Source organism: Pseudobacteriovorax antillogorgiicola (assembly GCF_900177345.1).
Taxonomy (GTDB): Bacteria; Bdellovibrionota_B; Oligoflexia; order Oligoflexales; family Oligoflexaceae; genus Pseudobacteriovorax; species Pseudobacteriovorax antillogorgiicola.
This window is the reverse complement of record NZ_FWZT01000005.1, coordinates 296,143-314,229: the sequence shown is the minus strand read 5'-3', so window position 1 is coordinate 314,229 and position 18,087 is coordinate 296,143. Positions and strand designations below refer to the sequence as shown.

13 protein-coding genes are annotated in these 18,087 nt (G+C 46.0%); 8 read left to right on the top strand and 5 right to left on the bottom strand.

Going from position 1 to position 18,087, the window contains the following annotated elements; all coding sequences use genetic code 11:
• Nucleotides 1-54 precede the first annotated feature (54 nt).
• Complete coding sequence (locus B9N89_RS09120) at nt 55-6,225, top strand: hypothetical protein (protein ID WP_132317157.1); 6,171 nt, start codon at nt 55-57, stop codon at nt 6,223-6,225.
• 18 nt (nt 6,226-6,243) lie between these two features.
• Here B9N89_RS09120 and B9N89_RS09115 read toward each other — a convergent pair whose 3' ends face one another.
• Both B9N89_RS09115 and B9N89_RS09110 read right to left on the bottom strand, forming a co-directional pair.
• A complete protein-coding gene (locus B9N89_RS09115; protein WP_132317159.1) occupies nt 6,244-7,377 on the bottom strand; it encodes a pentapeptide repeat-containing protein in 1,134 nt (377 codons plus the stop codon).
• 226 nt (nt 7,378-7,603) lie between these two features.
• Nucleotides 7,604-8,377, bottom strand: a complete 774-nt coding sequence (locus tag B9N89_RS09110; RefSeq protein ID WP_132317161.1) for an RICIN domain-containing protein — start codon at nt 8,375-8,377, stop codon at nt 7,604-7,606.
• A 277-nt stretch (nt 8,378-8,654) separates the two neighbouring features.
• On the opposite strand from B9N89_RS09110, the gene B9N89_RS09105 reads away from it, so the two are divergent.
• Nucleotides 8,655-9,467: an endonuclease/exonuclease/phosphatase family protein gene (locus B9N89_RS09105; protein WP_159455254.1), complete on the top strand. Its 813-nt coding sequence runs from the start codon at nt 8,655-8,657 to the stop codon at nt 9,465-9,467.
• On the opposite strand, the gene B9N89_RS09100 is transcribed toward B9N89_RS09105, so the two are convergent.
• Nucleotides 9,464-11,593, bottom strand: coding sequence for a S9 family peptidase (locus B9N89_RS09100; protein WP_132317165.1), 2,130 nt, complete (start codon nt 11,591-11,593; stop codon nt 9,464-9,466). The two genes, B9N89_RS09105 and B9N89_RS09100, sit on opposite strands and share 4 nt — an antisense overlap.
• Before the next feature lie 132 nt (nt 11,594-11,725).
• Here B9N89_RS09100 and B9N89_RS09095 point away from each other — a divergent pair, with 132 nt between their 5' ends.
• Together B9N89_RS09095 and B9N89_RS09090 are read left to right on the top strand one after the other, a co-directional pair.
• Entirely contained in the window at nt 11,726-12,397 is a 672-nt protein-coding gene (locus B9N89_RS09095; protein ID WP_132317167.1) for an alpha/beta family hydrolase, read from the top strand.
• 228 nt (nt 12,398-12,625) lie between these two features.
• Nucleotides 12,626-13,120, top strand: coding sequence for a CBS domain-containing protein (locus tag B9N89_RS09090; RefSeq protein ID WP_132317169.1), 495 nt, complete (start codon nt 12,626-12,628; stop codon nt 13,118-13,120).
• Nucleotides 13,121-13,193: 73 nt separating this feature from the next.
• Here B9N89_RS09090 and B9N89_RS09085 read toward each other — a convergent pair whose 3' ends face one another.
• The gene (locus tag B9N89_RS09085; RefSeq protein WP_132317171.1) at nt 13,194-13,961 is read right to left on the bottom strand and encodes a hypothetical protein; all 768 of its coding nucleotides are present in this window, start codon (nt 13,959-13,961) and stop codon (nt 13,194-13,196) included.
• A gap of 221 nt (nt 13,962-14,182) precedes the next feature.
• Between B9N89_RS09085 and B9N89_RS09080 the strand changes: the two genes are divergently transcribed.
• The 3 genes from B9N89_RS09080 to B9N89_RS09070 all read left to right on the top strand — a co-directional run bounded on the left by B9N89_RS09080 (nt 14,183) and on the right by B9N89_RS09070 (nt 15,590).
• Nucleotides 14,183-14,467, top strand: a complete 285-nt coding sequence (locus B9N89_RS09080; RefSeq protein ID WP_132317173.1) for a hypothetical protein — start codon at nt 14,183-14,185, stop codon at nt 14,465-14,467.
• A 54-nt stretch (nt 14,468-14,521) separates the two neighbouring features.
• A complete protein-coding gene (locus B9N89_RS09075; RefSeq protein ID WP_132317175.1) occupies nt 14,522-14,980 on the top strand; it encodes a hypothetical protein in 459 nt (152 codons plus the stop codon).
• A 139-nt stretch (nt 14,981-15,119) separates the two neighbouring features.
• A complete protein-coding gene (locus tag B9N89_RS09070; RefSeq protein WP_132317177.1) occupies nt 15,120-15,590 on the top strand; it encodes an FBP domain-containing protein in 471 nt (156 codons plus the stop codon).
• Here B9N89_RS09070 and B9N89_RS09065 read toward each other — a convergent pair.
• The gene (locus B9N89_RS09065) at nt 15,580-16,539 is read right to left on the bottom strand and encodes an RluA family pseudouridine synthase (protein ID WP_159455253.1); all 960 of its coding nucleotides are present in this window, start codon (nt 16,537-16,539) and stop codon (nt 15,580-15,582) included. The genes B9N89_RS09070 and B9N89_RS09065 overlap by 11 nt on opposite strands.
• 430 nt (nt 16,540-16,969) lie before the next feature.
• On the opposite strand from B9N89_RS09065, the gene B9N89_RS09060 reads away from it, so the two are divergent.
• Nucleotides 16,970-18,082 (top strand): branched-chain amino acid aminotransferase, encoded by a 1,113-nt coding sequence (locus tag B9N89_RS09060; protein ID WP_132317181.1) that lies wholly within the window; start codon nt 16,970-16,972, stop codon nt 18,080-18,082.
• The last annotated feature ends 5 nt before the right edge of the window (nt 18,083-18,087 follow it).

The following is an 18,087-nucleotide window of genomic DNA, read 5'->3' as shown; positions in this document are numbered from 1 at the left end:
TTGATAATTGCTAGGCCTTGGAAAAAGCTAACATTGTTTCCATAAGTTGGGTGAATGTCCAAATCTGCAGAAAAAATTGAGGAAGGCCTCAAGGCTTTGGGTTTTGTTCAAGGGCAAGACCAGGATGATTCTCTCATTCTACGGGCATCGTCGCCGAGCCAGGCAGGAGGGCGTTCTACCAAGCCCATTCCATGGTCCATCGATCGATGGCACGTTGCTCGTTGGCATGGGGAATGGGTTACAGATTCGATCACATTCTCCATTAGCCTCAAAAATTTCGCAAAGCAGCTTCAGCACAGCTTGCAGGAAGTCTATGGTCAGCAAACGCAGCTGGATATGGTACCAGCTCTGGGGCAAGGCATCTGGATACTTGTCGAGCTTACCCACAGTCGAGTTTCTAAAGATCTTACCAAGAAGCACGAGAATCATGAATGTGCTCACTTCCCCCATGGCATCGTGGGCTTTCATTTTGATATCGCAGCGGAAGGACCGCAACTTCTATTGCAAGTCTCTAAGCATTTTCTGATTGGCTATGTTCCGACGAAAATCTTCTGCGAGATTCCAAGTCTGATTCTTAAGTGCCTCGACTTCAAACATGAGCGCATTACTTCAGAGTTGGGAGTCTTTGAGACTCAAGTTAATTTCGAGAAGGTATTGGAGTACGTGATCGAACAATCTCGAAACCCCGAACTACTTCGCGAAGTTGGGTTCAAAGCCAAAGAGTCAAAAATTGATTTCAATGGGCCGATTCACTTGAAATGCTCCTTTATTGAAGACTCAGGTTGGTCTATTGGTCTCACGGCTGCGGAAAGCAGTTACGTAAGCTTGGACGTTCCTCCGATAGAGATAGTGGAAACTCGAGACCTAGAAACTAAATTTGCCTATATCGATCGCCTTATTCTCAGTCAAAAAATGGAGGCAGCGAAAAAACTCTGTCTCAGCGCTTTAGAGGAAGGGGAAACATCACTATTTATCTACCGACGCCTTTGTGTCATTCACTTTTGGCTTAAGAAACCTATGCCCCAGCAACATCTGAACGAGATGCTACTACAGGACCCTGATAATCTGATGTTCCTTTCGACAGCGGTACAGTCTGCTCTCCTGAGTGAAAATCGTGCTGATCTGCTGAAGTATCTTTCCAAACTTGGGCAACTGCTGCAGGAGCGCATTGCAGATTTTGATGAGATAAGCACCTTTGAGATGGTCATTCCTGAACTGTTGGGAGATGGTTGGAGTCAGGTGGATCTCAACACAGCACAGGTTTGCTATCAAAGAGTGGTACAAAGACGAGGTGATGTGCCAAGAGTTTTACGTAAGATGGTGGGCATTGCTCGGGAGATCAAAGATCCATTGAGTGAGATTCGGTTGCTATCCCGGCTTGTGGAAGTGGAAAATAGGAAGTCGAGGGTCGCAGAAAGCTATCTGCGCTTGGCAGAACTTTATCGTGATAATGATCCCCACCTAGCCTCAGAAAATGCGATTACTGGCTGGAAGCTAACTCCAACTAATGTGGAGTACGCTCATTATGCGGCAGATTGTTTGGTTCATATTGAAGAGTTTCAAAAAGGAATTCGAATTCTTGACGACTGCTTAAAACTGATCGATCGCTTAAAGGATGATCAAAAGAAATCCCAATTGGAACTCAAGATCGCTAGAATTTGGTTCAAGAAACTCAATCGCAAAGATCTAGCAAAACTGCGGCTGGAACGAGCGATCAAATTAATTCCAAAAGACTTAGATAATCTCATGGTTTGCGAAAATCTTGCGAAGGATATGGGGTTCAAAGCGCTGGTTCTGTCTCTGCTAGAAAGTATCTTCTATACGGCCATTGAGCAAAAGTTAAAGGATCAAGTTTTTCGAAGCCTAGCGGAGTTGATGGAGCTTTACAAAGATCGGGACGATCGGGAACACAAGATATCGTCTCTTTACCAGACGATGATCGAGCACTACCTTGTCAGTGCAGATGAACTCTACACGCTACTTTCCATGCCTAATTTAGCAATCAATTGGCATACCCTTATCAATAATGTCAAAAATCATATTGCAAAAGAGGCTATAGAAGGGCGTCAGCCATACTATATTTTCTTGGGTGAATTGGCGACTCAAAAACTGAAGGATAAGGCGATGGCAGCTGAGTTTTTTGAGCAGTCGATGGATTATGGTAAGGCGAGTGGTGAGGTATATGACTTCTTGAACGTTTATTACTCAAGTCAAAAAATGATTAAGAAGCGAGACGCACTCCTTAAAAAACAGCTTACGGAGCTAAAAGGGCCCGAAAGAAAAAGCGTTCTGGAAGATTTGTTTTATACCTCAGGCACGTTTAGTGATCCCGAGCTAGATGGTTACGCGATTCTTATGCTCAAGGAACTAAGCGATGAAAAGCCACTGAAGAAACGCCTGTCGATTTACCAGGATCAAAGTGATATCAGAGCGATCGACCGGGTCTTGGAAGATCTTAAGTCTGAACTTAAGGATCATTTTGATCGCAATTATTGGCTTAAGTATAGCTTAGAGTTGCTGCGAGAATGTCGTGTTTCGTCGCGATTTGATCTGATCGAAAAGATTCTTCAGGAGATTAAGGATGACTTCCCCGACAAGTTTGAATGGTTTGAGCTTGGGGTTGCTTGTCACAAAGACGATCTGCGATACAAGCACCTAGAGCCCTATCTCCACGAACTTGTCATGAATGGTATTCCCCCGAAGATGGACGCCGATGTCATTCTAGAGGTTCTCAAGAGCAGTTCATCAAAGGGCCTTTACTATCGCTACTTGGCTAATCAGGAAACAAACCCTCGTAAAGCCTCTAGTTTGCTTCGTAAATCTCTTAAACTTTTGGTCAAAGTAGGTGGCTACGACAGAGCGGTCTTCAAGATATATGAGCAGCTATCTGACGTTGTGCCTCTCGATAAGGACGAGATTCAACAGTTTTACAAGCGTAGTAAAGTCGCCAGATCCATTGAAACGTTTGCCACATGTATGGATCACCAGCTATCGATGATAAGCAGTCATAGTCAGTTCAAACGTGTAAAACCGACTTTGATCGAGATGTTTCAAGACCACAATGATCGGGTGTTCGATGTGGTTGATAGCTACTTAGAAAATATCGCCCTTTATCAAGAGAGTGAGCTGCACGATCAGCATATGTTTCTTTTTAAAAGTAATGAAGAGTACCGCAAGCTGATCCCAGAATCTTGGGGTCTTGATTATTTGAAGAGTATGGACTACTTGATGGCTGATCTGGACTTCTATGCCAAGATCATGAAATGGCTCCTAGAGGAGCCCAGAAATCGCACCCAGGTTGAACAGATTGTAGAGACAAAGCAACATGTTTTGCTCGAGAAGGGAGACTATCAAAATCTCCAGCGGTATGCTGAGCTAAGCCTCGGCTATGATATTTCTTTCTCGGATGTGCTGTGGGCCCTATTTCGTCACTGCTATCGCGAAGGGGATATAGATCGTGCTTTGCATTACTGGTTGCTCTATTTAGAGCAATTGAACTCACGGAATAGCTGGGAAAAATTCTATCATGACACCCAGGACTTTTTATCCGATGATGAGCGATTGAAACTATTTCTAAAAGAGGCACATAAAGTCATCGAGCGCATTCCAGAGCGGATTCAACAGGATGTTAAGATGGAGTATGCTTTATGTCTATTCTCTGCTGATGAAAATACTAAGGAGGTGCACCAGATCCTCCATGAGATCTATCAAAATGATAACAACATCGATCGCATATGGATTCCGTTATACTTTTTGAAGTCTACCTTGAGTCTCAAGGCGGAGCTGTATGAGCTTCTCTATGAAATTATTCCAAAGATTAATCATAACCTTGAGCTTCTAGGGTCGTTTCCCCTGACTATGGAGTCGTTACTCAAAGATTTTAGAGGTGTGGCTCGCGAACTCGATAAGAGTGATGTGCTTCCTAACTTTAAGCTAGCCAAACCCAAACGAGATCATCGCCCCATGCCGGGAGCAACCATACTGGACTTTTCAGAGCAAGCCGAAGCTTTAAGCGCCGTGTTTGCTGATGGTGGCACTGGTTTAGTGTTTGCTGATGAGTTCAATAACAAAGACGAAAAAGTTCCGGCCAAGCCCATGACACCAACCGCAGTAGATGATGCCCCTCAAGAAAGTGTTAAGACCCAGGTGTTAGAACAAGGCTCGAAAACTGAAAGTCGTCAAGACTTAGACAAGACTAGTATTGTATCAGGTTCGATCAATCCCAGTCCTGTGTCACCGACTCCACTCTCTGATCATGACGTTGGTGATAAACACACAAGAATCCTAGATCTTGATGAAGTCCTAGCGAAAGAGAAAGAGCGTGAGGCGACTCAGATTGAGGCGATGCCACTTATGTTCTCTAGGGGGAAAAAACAAGACAAAACTCAGATCATTGAGCAACCTGATATACCTACCAAAAAGAAGACTGAATTCGGTGAAATGCGGGATTCGACAGCGATATTGGACCTTGGTGATCTATCAGGAGAAACTAATATTGCACCGATCCCTCAATTTTCTGAAGGTGCCTTCCCCCCTGAAAAAACAAAGATCGACCCCTTAGAAGATGATCAAGACCCCCTAGAGCTTAACTTCGGACTTAGCATTCCTGGACCGGAAGATAATGTCCAAAGCACTGATCACGATCAGGAGCCTGTTATCAAACAATCTGATGAGATCAATGATATCTCTCCAGGCATGCAAGACAGTAGTGACGAAGCTGTGAAACCTGCAAGTTCCGATGAAGAGCATCGGACTATAATGAATGTAGAGAAGGATGACGCTCTTCACGATGTGGTTAGAGCGTTTCTTCAAGATGACGAGACACAAGCTGAGGGTATTGTGAACTCCACACAAGAGGCCGGTTTAGAGTCGGTTACCCCGGTGGATCAGGGGCTAGACACCGATGACCTGCCGAGTGATGGACTTGATCCGGGGATAACTAAACTCTTGCTTGGGGATCCAAGTGACGATAAAGAAACTCGCCTATTTGGTGAGGGAACTACAGCTAAAGCTGATCCGATTGAAAATAACGAGTCATTAGATGCTGCCCCTCCTGAGAATAGCATTGAGGAGTCTGACAAATCAGATGATATTTTTGACTCTGAAGTTAAGGTCGAGGATCGAGGCAAATTAGAGGATGCTTCACAGGTGTTGTCACCAAATAAGCCCTCTAGCGAGGACCAGGAAACTAAAATTATTGCTAAACCGAAGACACCTCCTCTCACCCCAAGGACTCCTGAGCCTTCTAGTCTCCATGAAAAAGTGAAAGTGTGGCGAACTCCAACGGAAGTCTCAGTTGCCAATCAATCGATACCGCCGGTAACGCCTCCTAGCAAGCCGCCGATTCCTGATCAACCGAAGCTAGTCGTTGGTCCAGACTGGCGAGTAATATTGAGGGGGTTTGATGAGGAAAAGCTGTTGTCTCAGTTGAAAGAAGTCGCGTACCCATCTCGGCTAGAAAAGTATCTAGCGATCCAAGGTGGAGTATTTCATGATCAAGAAGGGTTTAATCTCTTAAGTGAATTCAATTGGCTTGATTTTGTGGAACCCTGGAAAGGTCCACAGAAGGATGAAGGCACAGTAATTCCGAATTCCCCGCTTACGATGGCGATCAAGTTTAGTCGACCAGAGATTGTTCAAAGCTACCAGAGAAAGGTAAATCTTCACTCGATTGCTGAGTCTTTCCATATGCCTATTGATAAATTCTTGGCGGAGCGGGAGTACATTAAGTTTACTGATCTGTTCGCTTGGCCTTGGGCTGAAACCTATGAACAACAGCTGCAGGATATTCCTATTGAGCTAGTGTTTATCGATAATACGGAGCAAGTGATCTATGAAAGTCGGCAACGCGTGCTGTATATTGGGAAAGCTTTGGCAATATCGCCGAGTCCGCGACTGCTATTCAAAGTCTTGTTTGAGGTGCGCGCGATCCAGATTAATATGCTAGAGTTTATTAACCAGCCAGAGTTAGTCATGCAGGTTCTCAAGAGAAAGATGCCAGATTTTGAACGGGATCTCCGACGCGAAATTGCGCAACTTGTCAAAGATGAATCAGCGCTAAAGCAGCAGGTTGATCAAGTCAAGGATCATATTGTCAGGCAACTGCTCAAGGAAACACGGAACCTGATCGATTTGGTGCGTTTTGATCGTGATATATTCGGCTACAGTTCAACACCCGAAAAACGAAAGCGTATTCTTTTATCTCTCATCAGTAAAATTAAGTGATTTTTCAGTAAGTCGAGCTTAAGGTAAGAGGCACTGACCTATGGAGCCGACCAGGCAAGTACGACCATCAATCCAGGTGGCGCCAGTAAGGTTAGCACCCTTGAAGCTGATATTGGCACCAAAACTAGCATCACTAAAGTTTACGCCTTGGAGATTAGCGCCTTTAAAGCTCGTATTATCAAGTGTGGCGTTGCTAAAGTTTGCCTGTCTCAGATCTGCGAAGGCGAAATTCAGATTGGTCCTAGTAATTCCGTTGAAAGCTGCTTCGAATAAGCTCATAGATGATAGGTCAGATTCTAAGAAATTGTTGGATGATGTTGAACCCACATAAGTTCCCCATTCTCCCACCAGCTGGTATTCCAAACCGGGCATGATTTGCCAGATTTTATATTCATAGGGTCTTGAGGCAATCACTCCGGCGTTCAGGTAAGTAAGATCTTCTGTGATCTGAATAAAGCCAGCACGGCGACTGGTTCCGTTATTGTAGTCGACTCCGTTTTGCGGCTGCGGATGAGGCTCATTCCCCGTAGACCTTGTGATCAGGAAAGCGGTTGCACCGTTGTCCATGGGGTAGTTCCAGGCTAAGTCTACCGTGGTCACTCGGGGGGACACTCGAAAGCGGCTGTTGTCGTAGAGTGGGCTAGCCAGCATAGAGCCCAAGACTCCAACAGCGGATAACTGGGTTTCAGCCTCTTGGCCCTGAAGGTAGACACTTATCTGAGACCGGCGAATCTCTCGATAGACCCGATCGCTATTGCCCGCGAATGTTATGGAAAGCTGGTTTTCAGACAATTGCTCAGTACTGATTGGAGTCAGGTTACTTATAAGGTCCCATTGAAGGGTCTCAGATTCCTCGATCTGAACGTCAGAGCCCTCTTGATCATAGAGCGACACTGTGAGTGTCACTCGGTTTGCAGCTTCCTCAAGCTCGGCTTGAAGGACGAAGGACAGAGGAGAGCCTACTGGGCTATCAACTGAACTCTCTGGCGGTGTGGGAAGGTTGTCAATATCAGGAACGGCTTCGGCAGAGCCAAGCACTCGCTTTGTTACCTTTTTCCGGCTGATTTCAGGCGACGAGCGATCGTTGGCGCAGGAGACCACAAACACTAGAGCAAGGACTAGCAATGGGTTTCGTTTGAGCCTGGTATTCATTCCTTCCCCTCGGGTTGTGAAGACCTGTTCTGTTGTGACGATACAAAGCTCTTCGGAGAACTCATGAAATCCTTTAGGAAAATATGAATAACCAATTAATAACAGTGATTTAAGATTAGTCTTGGGTATACAGAATACTGTATATATTGTGCAAAATTGACGTTTGTGATCACAATTTTTCTAAGTCGTTCAAGGGGCGTATAGCCCCGAAGGTGTGGTTCGGTGGTTACGGCGCAATTTTGAAGACAGTGAAAATGTTGTTACAATCGTTTTGGCTCAAATTGTTATTGGATTGAACTTTGAAGCACTTTTGGGAGCCCTTGCTCTGAATCTTTGCCTCATCACCTTGGCGATGGATAAAGGTGAAGATCTCATATTGATTCCCATCGCGGGCACAGGTTTTCTGGTGAATATTAGCTTCCACCTGATTCGATGCGCCTTCAACGAAGAGGCACTTACCACTGTGCTTAGCGATCAGGCGAAAATCGGTATCGTTGACATACTCGAATTGAAAACGCTGATTATCATCGCTATGGCAGGGATAGGCAATGGCATTGATATTATCCCAAGTCCAGCCACCGCTTATATCAATACAGTCTTGCTCATGAAAGATGCGAACGCCGATGGCATTTTGTCCAGCACGTTTAAGTTCTTCCTCTAATGCCATTTGCTTGGCTTCCAATTCTTGCTGGGCAGCTTGTAGTTCTTCGATTTCTCGCAAGGCTTCTTCGCGCTTGGCTTCAGCTTCAGCCAGCTTTTTTTCCAAGGCTGCTCGCTCTTGTTCAGAGAGCTGTTCAGCCGCTTCTAATTGGTCTCGAAGTATGTCCACTTCTTGCTCGCTGCTTTCAAGGTTCCCTGTGGCCTCGGCCATCACAAGACCGTTCTGACCAAGATCTGCTGAGCTACTGTCAAAGCGTGGTTCAGGGATATCGCCCCGAGAGGACTCGCCGCCACACCCGTTTATCCATGCAGTCATCACTAATATAGTCAAAAATTTCATCTGGTTTCCCTCACCTTAGATGCCCATTCCTCTAGTGGTTGAGCAATAAGCATACCGGCGAAGATGCTTGCGATTACCGAATGATAGGTGTGCTAGAAATAAAAAATTGATTAATATTCGGGGCTGGCGACCAAAAACTAGACAAGGTTAGGTCATTAAGAGATGTTTTTTTACTCTCAAAAAATTGTGAGGTCAGGGTCACTTGCAGCCATCTGGTAGATACTCTAGTATCTTAAAAGACCCTCCATTTTCGATTCTCTCCATGTACGAGGTAGCTATGGCTGATGAAGTTCCCAAACTCCGACGCCCTCTTAGGAAGGTAATTAACAATTTCTATCAGGCCCTGAAAATCGAAACCAATATTCAGGACGATCTCAAAATCCTAGACAAAGGGGCAGGGCCTTGCAGTGGTCGCCAAATAAAAATTGGTGTTTGGAATGTGTTTAAAGGCAATGGGGGAATGGATTTCTTTCGGGATTTTATGAATATAGTACATCGCAATGACGTTTGGTGCCTGCAAGAAGTGCTCGCATCTCCACATGGCTTGATTGACTATGTGCCTGATGGCTACAAAGGAATCCACGGCGCTAGCTACGAAAGAATGGATGGGCTACGAGAGGGGGTGCTAAATTTATCCCGCTGGCAAAGCCTTGATGAACGCACCCAAGTGGTGCATTTCTCCAAAACTGAGCCTTTGGTTAAGACACCAAAAGTCGCTGTCGTGAGTCACTACTATATCGACAAAGTTGAAACTCGAATTGTCAATGTTCATCAGCCTTTGGTCAGAGGTCGCAAGCGCGCTGGGGCGGATTTGCTAGAAGTCATGGAAACGATTGGTGAGTTTGACGGTCCGGTGATTGTTGCTGGCGATTTTAATACCTTTACGAAAAAGTACTTTAATGAAGTGTGCCAGGTGATGGACGACTACGGGCTCAGCTACGTGTCGATTCGCCAAGATCATCGCAAGGAACTCCAAAGGCTGGATCACATCTTTCAACGTGGATTTGTGGTCGAAAGGGCCTCAATTATTACCGAAGCCAAGTCTTCCGACCACTACGCAATCCAAGCATCTTTAGTTTTGAAGCCTTAAAGGGAATTTGGTGTCTTTGTTGGCTTTGGTTTGATGCCCTCTAAACCCATGATGAATGAGTAGTCAAATGCTAGCTCTTTCAAGGCATTGAATCGCCCTGAAGCTCCGCCATGACCAGCGTCCATATTCGTTTTTAAGAGGACGAGCTGGTCGCCCTTCTTTAAGTTCCTAAGCTTGGCCACCCATTTTGCTGGTTCCCAGTATTGGACCTGGCTATCGTGGAAACCAGTGGTCACTAGAAGATTGGGATACTCCTTGGCCTCTACATTATCATAAGGAGAGTATGACTTCATGTAGTTGTAGTACTCCTTATTGTTGGGGTTACCCCACTCATCATATTCGCCGGTCGTTAGGGGAATGCTATCATCAAGCATTGTTGTCACGACGTCCACGAAGGGTACCGCTGCAATGACTCCATTGTAAAGATCAGGCCTCATATTGATCACAGCACCCATCAGTAGACCTCCCGCACTGCCTCCCGAAGCATAGAGCTTCTTTGAGTTGGTGTACTTATTGCGGATTAAGTATTCACTGACATCAATAAAATCTGTGAAGGTGTTTTTCTTCTTTAGCAGCTTGCCGTCTTCGTACCAAGTGCGCCCGAGCATGGCGCCACCGCGAATGTGGGCAATAGCAAAAATAAAGCCGCGATCGAGAAGACTGAGGCGATTGCTACTAAACCCAGGCTCGACAGTGGAGCCGTATGATCCATAGCCGTAAAGAACGGTTGGATTGTTGCCATTGCGCTTCAAATCTCGTCGATACACTATGGAGACAGGGATTTTAGCGCCATCCCGAGCCGGTGCCAAGATTCGCTTCGAGGTGTAGTCCCTTCGATTGAAGTCACCCAACACATCTTTTTGTTTGATGAGTTGTTGCCGCTTGTTGTCGAAGTTATAACTATAGATGCTAGGGGGTGTTGTCATCGACTCATAGCTATAGAGAAAGGTATTGGTGTCGTACACAGCGTTGACGTAAAAGTTGGTGCGATAAGCCGGATCATCAAATTTGATATAGCTGGATTTATTGTTTTTACGATTGAAAATCTTAAGGCGAGCTAGACCCCCTTTTTTCTCTAGAAGAATGATGTGCTCTTTAAATACGCGTGCGCTTTGCAAGTGCTTATCAGCTTGGTGCTTGATGACTGTTTTCCAATACTTTAGCGATGTTTTTGAAGTTGGTGTCGACATGAGCTGATAGTTCTTAGCTTGATGATTTGTTAGAACAAAAAACCGATCGTCGCCGTCGAAAACCTCGTAACGAAGGCCTCGCTTTCTGGGGTGGAAGATGGTCCAGGAATCTTTAGGGCTGTCGGCAGACACCCACCTGGTTTCAGTAGTTTCAGTGCTCACGCTTTCGGCAAGGATATAGCGATTGGTGACGGATTTGCCAACGTAAACGGAGAATGCCTCATCTTTCTCTTCGAACACGAGCTGGCTCTTTCCGGTGTCGAGTGAATAACGGAACACTTGGTTGAAGCGTAGCGTTTGTGGATCCTGCTTGGTATAGAATAAAGTCTTTGAGTCGTTAGCCCAAACAAAGTTTCCAGTGACATTCTCAATAAATTGAGGAAGCATCTTTCCAGTTTTTAGGTCCTTGAAATAAATAGAGTAGATTCTTCGGCCCACCTTATCATGAGCATAGCCCAAGAGCTGATTGTTTGGGCTAACACTAACATTGTAGACACTGGTATAGGGAAGATCTTGGCTCAACTTATCCACGTCGAGCATGATCTCCTCCACTTGGTTGAGGTTGCTCTTCTTGCGGCAGTAGAGGCGATAGTTGCCTTGCTCTCTGGTTCGTGTGTAGTAAAAATAGCCATTGTCATAGTACGGTGCGGTACTATCAGCTTTTTTAATCCGCGATTTCATCTCGTTAAAAAGCTCATCTTGAAGGGCCTCGTGCTTGGACATATGAGCTTCTGTGAAATCATTTTCTGCGTTAAGGTAGGCGATGACATCGGGGTTTTGCCGCTCGTTCAGCCAATAGTAGGGATCAATTCGCTTGTCACCGTGCTTGATCAACTCCTTAGGTTTTTGAGGAGCCTTGGGAGCACTGATCGTCGCGAGGGCTATGCCGGAGCTGAGGCAGAGCAAGGAAGTGAGAGCTAGTAGTTTCTGGCGCATATTGATCCTTTCTTAGTTAGAGGGCTGACCGTACCTTAAGCCCTAATCTGATAACACAAGAAAAAATCTTAGGCAGTAGAGATCATCAGTGAAACGAATTACGATCGATGGCTAGCTAAGAAAGGCAGTACCATGCAATCTAAAGTGACCATTCACATTCCAAGTTTAGACCGCGAAGTTTCTGGCTTGCTCAATCGACCGAGAGCCTCACGCGCTGTGATCTTGCTAGCCCATGGAGCTGGTGCTGGCATGGATCACCCTTTTATGGAAGCTCTCACCGAGCAGTTGAACCACAATGGGTTGGCCTCTTTACGCTACCAATTTCCCTATATGGACGATGGCCGTAAGCGTCCAGATCACAAGAATAAGCTTTTACCAACCATCGCTGCAGCGATATCGTGGGCCGAGGAAAATCTGGGCGATGTGCCGCTATTCTTGGGGGGAAAGTCTATGGGAGGGCGCATGAGTTCGCTACACCTGAGCGAGACGCCGAATCCAGCAGTGCGAGGTCTGATATTTTTTGGTTTTCCCCTCCACCCAGCAGGAAAAGAAGGCACTGTTCGAGGGGATCACCTGAAGGCTGTCGAGGGTCCGATGCTTTTTTTGCAGGGGGATCGCGATGCCTTGGCACAACTGTCATTGATGAAAAAGGTTGTTGCTGGCCTCGGGACGGGAAGGCGGATGGTTGTGATCAAGGGAGCTGATCATAGCTTCAAAACTCTGAAGCGGAGCGGCGTGACTGCTGATGAAGTTCTTGAACGATTAGCTAGAGAAGCGTCAGCCTTTGTGGCGGATCACCTGTAAGGTCTCCCTAGACACTGGGGATGGTTTGTAGGAACTATCATGCAGTAGGTCAAAACGATTGCTGCCTAGGCACAGCCCGCATGTGATACGTGAGGCATATCAGGTATTCAGAGTCTGCGTTTCCTGGGATAGGATGGGAGGGACGGAACGTCTAGCCTAGCTTGGAACAGATTTGGCATTAGACCCGTTAGGAGCTTAGACTGTATCAAATCCTACAAGGAGTCGGTCATGTTGGTAAAAGACTGTATAGATTTTTCTAAAAAGAAGTCCCTGGTATCGGTAGAAAGTGACGAGAATATCCAATTTGTCTACGAGCTAATGAAAAAAGAGGGAATCCACCATGCAGCGGTTCTTCGCAATGGTGACCTCGTTGGCCTTGTGGACTATGATGCCATTCTTAATGCGGTGATGCTTTCGCCTCAGCATTTTAACTCTCTCCAAGCCCAGGATATTATGAAAACGGGACTTCATGCTGTAGATGGTGAGTCTACCCTAGATAACTTGGTGCTCGCTTTCAACCAGAAAACCGTCCGAGCTTTGCCTTACTATGAGGAAGGACGGCTGGTGAGTCTGGTGACCCAGACTGATTTGCTTCAAATTCTCAGTGCACTGCTTAAAAGAGATCAGTCTATTTTGGATGAGGCTGAAGCCAAGGGCGAACTATTTATGGCAAACCCAGTGGTGCAACGGGTTATGAATGCTCTATCTGGCTTGGGGATCTAGGGAATAGGCATCCGAAGAAAGCTTCTCAGGAATACAGAAGCTTTTTCGAAGGTCTTCGAGCGCTTGCTGCTCGTTATAACTTGATAAATTTCACCGTAACGTCTAGGTCGAGCTGCGTGTGCATACAGTCCTCATCGTCGTTGTCACCTGTGGCGATCAAGTCCAATGCCAGCTGGGTTTGCCCTGCGACTTCGAGAGCTATGGGAGCTATGGCTTTGGTTTCAAGGGCTAAGGCAATGGGGCCCTCTTGATCATGTGGAGGTAGGCTGCAGCTTTGCAAGCCTCCGATGCAGTAATATGGTGACTCGAAATTTCCAATCTGTAAGCCAGCAATTTTGGAAAAGTCCCATGAAAAGATATCATCGCTGCGATCCAAACGACTCGTGACGCCTTGGTTACTACCAAAAATAACTTTGTCTTCAAGGGTTAGAAAAAGAAAATCGTCATAATGCATACGAGCATTGTCTTGTGATGCAAGATCGATGCTACAAAGAACGGACCCAGCAGGAACTTGAATGCTGGCCTTGCTTGTTTCGAAGGCTTGCACGAACCTATCTCTCGGCTCTAGGTTTGGGCCTTGGTTCCAATTGCAGTTCCTTCGTTCCGCATAGGATATGCTAGTTTTTGACTCTTGGATGTTGAGCTCGTCAACCTTTTCGCAGGCATCTGCAAGGCTCGTGGCGTCGGAGACTCCGATATCCTCCAAGCGTTGTTCAACTTGGTCGGATGTGGCGGCTGCTCCTAGTTCTTCGTTGCCTTGTTGGCCGTTGAAGTTACCGCCATTGCAAGAGATCAGAGTTACGCTGAGGATACAAAAAGATTTCAAATGTAAGAGGTTCATGATTCATTTCCAGTCCATAATCGTGTCTATAGGATTCCCTGGGCTTGTTATCGGTCGTTCACCGCTAAGTCTTGAATTAAATTTGCTAAGTTTATGTATGAATTAGTATTTATAGAAGGTTCACGGTCAAGATTCACATCTGGTAAACTTAACAATCCATTTATTTCATTCACATACTGCCCAACTAGATTGACGGCCTGGAAAAAAAATTGAGGTAGAGTATGGATGTTAAAGTTACCTTCGACAGCTGTAATTATTCGCCTTTTTTGAGCCGTTATCTGGAAATCAAGTTACGCAATATGGGTGTCATGCCCTGTCAGGTCTTGCAGGTTTTGGTGAATATCCAGCCGAGCCGCCTCGTTTGTTCGATGAGAGCCGATTGTAACACCCTGGAGTTTGAGCATGATTTCACAGTCAATGCTAAGCATGCGATCGATCAAGTCCTTGGAAAGCTGAGTAAGCTATACCAGGGCCTTAGGTCGCAAGGTTATCTGCCTCGATCTTAAACTCAAGCAGCTCTTCGAAACACTTTTACCTTGCAAAAGTAGTAATAGTTCTAGTTGTTTAAAAAAAATGTTGAATTGATTCCAGGAATTGTCGCTACTATCTTTATTCCCAGTCAGCTAGCGGCAACTTATGGGGGAGCCATCATGGTCCGTCTCGAAAATAGCCGTTGGAACTTGTTTGAACTCAGTGAAAATCAGTTGACTGAAAAGTATGTGGGGTCTGTGACCAACTTATCTCTCAATGAAGATAAAGCAGCATTTTCATTCCTTGATGATGAATCCCGTACCCATCGCTTCAATCGCCAAACTAAAATCCGCCTCAAGGGTAAAGTCGAAAACCTGATCGGTGATAAGCTTACTATCACTCTGGAATTGACTGGCAGCTTCCACTCTACATTGGTCAAAGGAGAGGCAGATTTTTTCATTGAGGATTCTAAAGTGCGTTATCAATCCTCTACCGGTCGAGATCGTCTTAACCTGGGCTTGGACGGTTTTTCCAGTCCCGCTAGCTAAAGCTATCCACGGTGCTGGTAAATCAAAGAGAACACTTGGAAATCACAAAAAATCACCTTTGAAACTTCATGAAATTGAGCCATTCCCGAAAAAAATCCGATAGTATGAATAGGATACATCGAGATAGGAGGGAATTTATATGAATCAATATTCCATGACCGACATCCGGGCAGCCTTCATTCCAGACGATCGCAAGGATTGGGTCGATCCAGAGATTCATCGTATTGTTTGGGATGATATTGATTTTCTAGCGTGGAAGCACCCCAAGGCAGGCAATTACTATGCGTGCGTTGAGTCGGGTGGTGAGTTGCTGGGCTTTGTACTTAGTATGAATACTGGCAATGGTAGTTCAGCAGTTTCATGTGATCTGTGCTTTGCCAACAATGATGATGTTGGAGTGAAGGCAGCACTCATTGAAACATTAGAGAACCCCAAAAGGAAAATTGGAATCCATTGTTGCGCTGATATGGCATGTAGTGCCCGGGTTCGTGGGTTGAGCCAAGGCATTTTCATGTATGAGACTATTACAGTGGGACGACGCATTGAACGCTTGCAAGATAAAATGATGCGGTTTGCAAAGCGAGTCTATGGAATATCGCCTAGTCCTTAAGCGTGGAGACTCCCAACTCTTCCAAAGTAGAGGCCATTGCTAGAGGGTAGATTGCCACTATTTTCTTGCTGGCTTCTCCCCTCAAATAAGGAATACATAATCCTCTTGCGTGGAGCATGTGTTGCTCTTTGGCAAAGGTTTGTAGAGTTGGTCGCAGACTAGAGAAACAATCGATACCGTAATTTCGGTCGCCGACCACTGGCAAGTTTCTATAATCAAGGTGGGCCCTGATCTGGTGGGTTCGGCCTGTAATGGGGCGGCAACGGATCAGTGTGAGCTGATCCTCTTCGAATCTGGTGATAACTTCAAAATGGGTTTCGGCAGTTAGCCCCTGATCAAAGTCAACGTAAACACGCCCAGCAGAAGCGTGGATTTTGCTCAATGGCTCCGTTTGGGTCCAGCGTTCTTCTGAAGGAATCCCGTGACAAAGTGCATGATACTCCTTTTCGACCTTTCGCTGTGCAAATGCTTCTGAGTAGAACTGATAGGCTTTTTTAGACTTGGCGAAAATCATGACGCCTGTGGTGTCGCGATCCAAGCGGTGGATCATGCGGAGTGCTGGAGCCCGACCTCTGGTGCTTTGCATCAGGCTCTGGACTTGGGCTTCCATATGAAAACGATCTTGGGTTCTTGTTCCCTGGGCTGGCAAACCAGCTGGCTTATTCATCGCAAGAACATGGGCATCCTCGAAAATGATGTCCTGTGGTTGCAGCAACTGGGAGATCTGCTTGAGGCGATCGAGTTCCTCATCACGCCAGTAAATTTGGATTTTATCAGCTTCTTTCACAGGCTGAGAGCTGCGTCTGATCCGTTTACGGTTTAAGTAACATCCCCCCAAGTCAATGATCTTCCGAGCCTTGCCACGAGAAAGCTCACTCTCGGCAGCGATTGCCTGATCGAGCCTCATGCCAACACAATCCTTTGATACCTTTAGGGAAACCGATTCCAAGGGAAACCTCATAAATAAGCCAAAATGGAATAGATCTATAGCAGATCTTTAGCAGCCGGTCAAAAACAATTTGGAGCTTTGGGGTGGCTTGGAGCTTGTGAAGCTCCGAATCCGAAAACCAACCGATGTGTTTCCTTGTGGAGGGCGTGAATCTGATTTTTTTGATTTGACGTTGCAAAACTAAAGCACTGTGTTAAGACAATGCTAGATCTAGACTTAAGGTGCCAGATGACTTCTCTGCAAATAGAGTCTATGAGTGCTAGAATAAATTGATAGAGACCTTGCGCATGTTTAAAAAAATTTCAAACATTATGATTCTGATTGTGGTGATTATCCGGGAAACATAGGCCGCGGGGCATGCTTGCTTGCAAAAAATATGACCCAGGCCGAACAAGCGGCCTGGGTTTTTTATTTATATAGGTGATTCACTATGCTTAATGATTTTTTGCCCATTTCCCCTGCGTTACGTCAAGTGGCGTCCGATTTCACATTGCCCGAGCCGCTTGGCTTTGGCACTCATGTAGCACCTATTATGGTGACCTGCGATTTTACTAGTGGCGCGTGGCAAGAAGCGCGAATAGCTCCATTCCAGGCCTTTAGCATTTTGCCGTCAGCAAAAATTCTTCACTATGGTCAACAGATCTTTGAGGGTATGAAGGCTTACCGCTATGAAAACGGACATCCTCGTTTGTTTCGACCACTCGATAACTTAGGTCGCTTCAATGCCTCAGCCAGGCGAATGGCTATGCCCGAGATTCCGAGTCAAATATTTATGAGCGCGTTGGGATCGATGGTTCACTATCTCAGGGGAGTCATTCCTCAAGGGGTTGGTGAGTCGCTCTATATAAGGCCTGTGATGATGGCTCTTGATAGTGGCTTGAGCCTCGCACCATCTCAAGACTATCGTTTTTATCTGATTGCCAGCCCCTCAGGGTCGTATTTTGCTGGTGGAGATGTTCATGCCTTGATCGAGCGTTCTGATTGTCGGGCGGCACCAGGTGGTACCGGATCTGTTAAAACTGCCGGTAATTATGGTGGCAGTATCAAGTCTGCGATCCACGCCCGATCCATGGGCTATCAGCAAACCCTGTGGCTGGATGCGCGCCATCAGAAGTTTGTGGAAGAGTTTTCAGGCATGAATATGTTCGCCGTAAGAGACGGTATTCTCTATACCCCGGAACTCAATTCAACTATTTTACCGGGAATCACACGAGACTCCGTGATCAAGCTCGCTAGATCTTTGGGTTATGATGTGCGGGAAGAGGCAATCGACATCGACGAACTTGTGAGCGATATCAAGTCTGGTATTTGCTCTGAGCTATTTGCTTGCGGGACTGCTGCAATCATAACCCCAGTGGCAGCTCTTGGTGAATATGACGGAACCTTGTACACACTTCAAAATACTGCATCTCCAGTTGCGATGACTCTTCGAACCCGGCTTTTAGAAATACAAATAGGTCTTGCGGATGATCCTTTTCATTGGAGCCAGGTGGTGGCGCCGAAAGCGAGAACCTCAGAAACCTCTGCAGCCGCAGCTTTGTAAGGAGC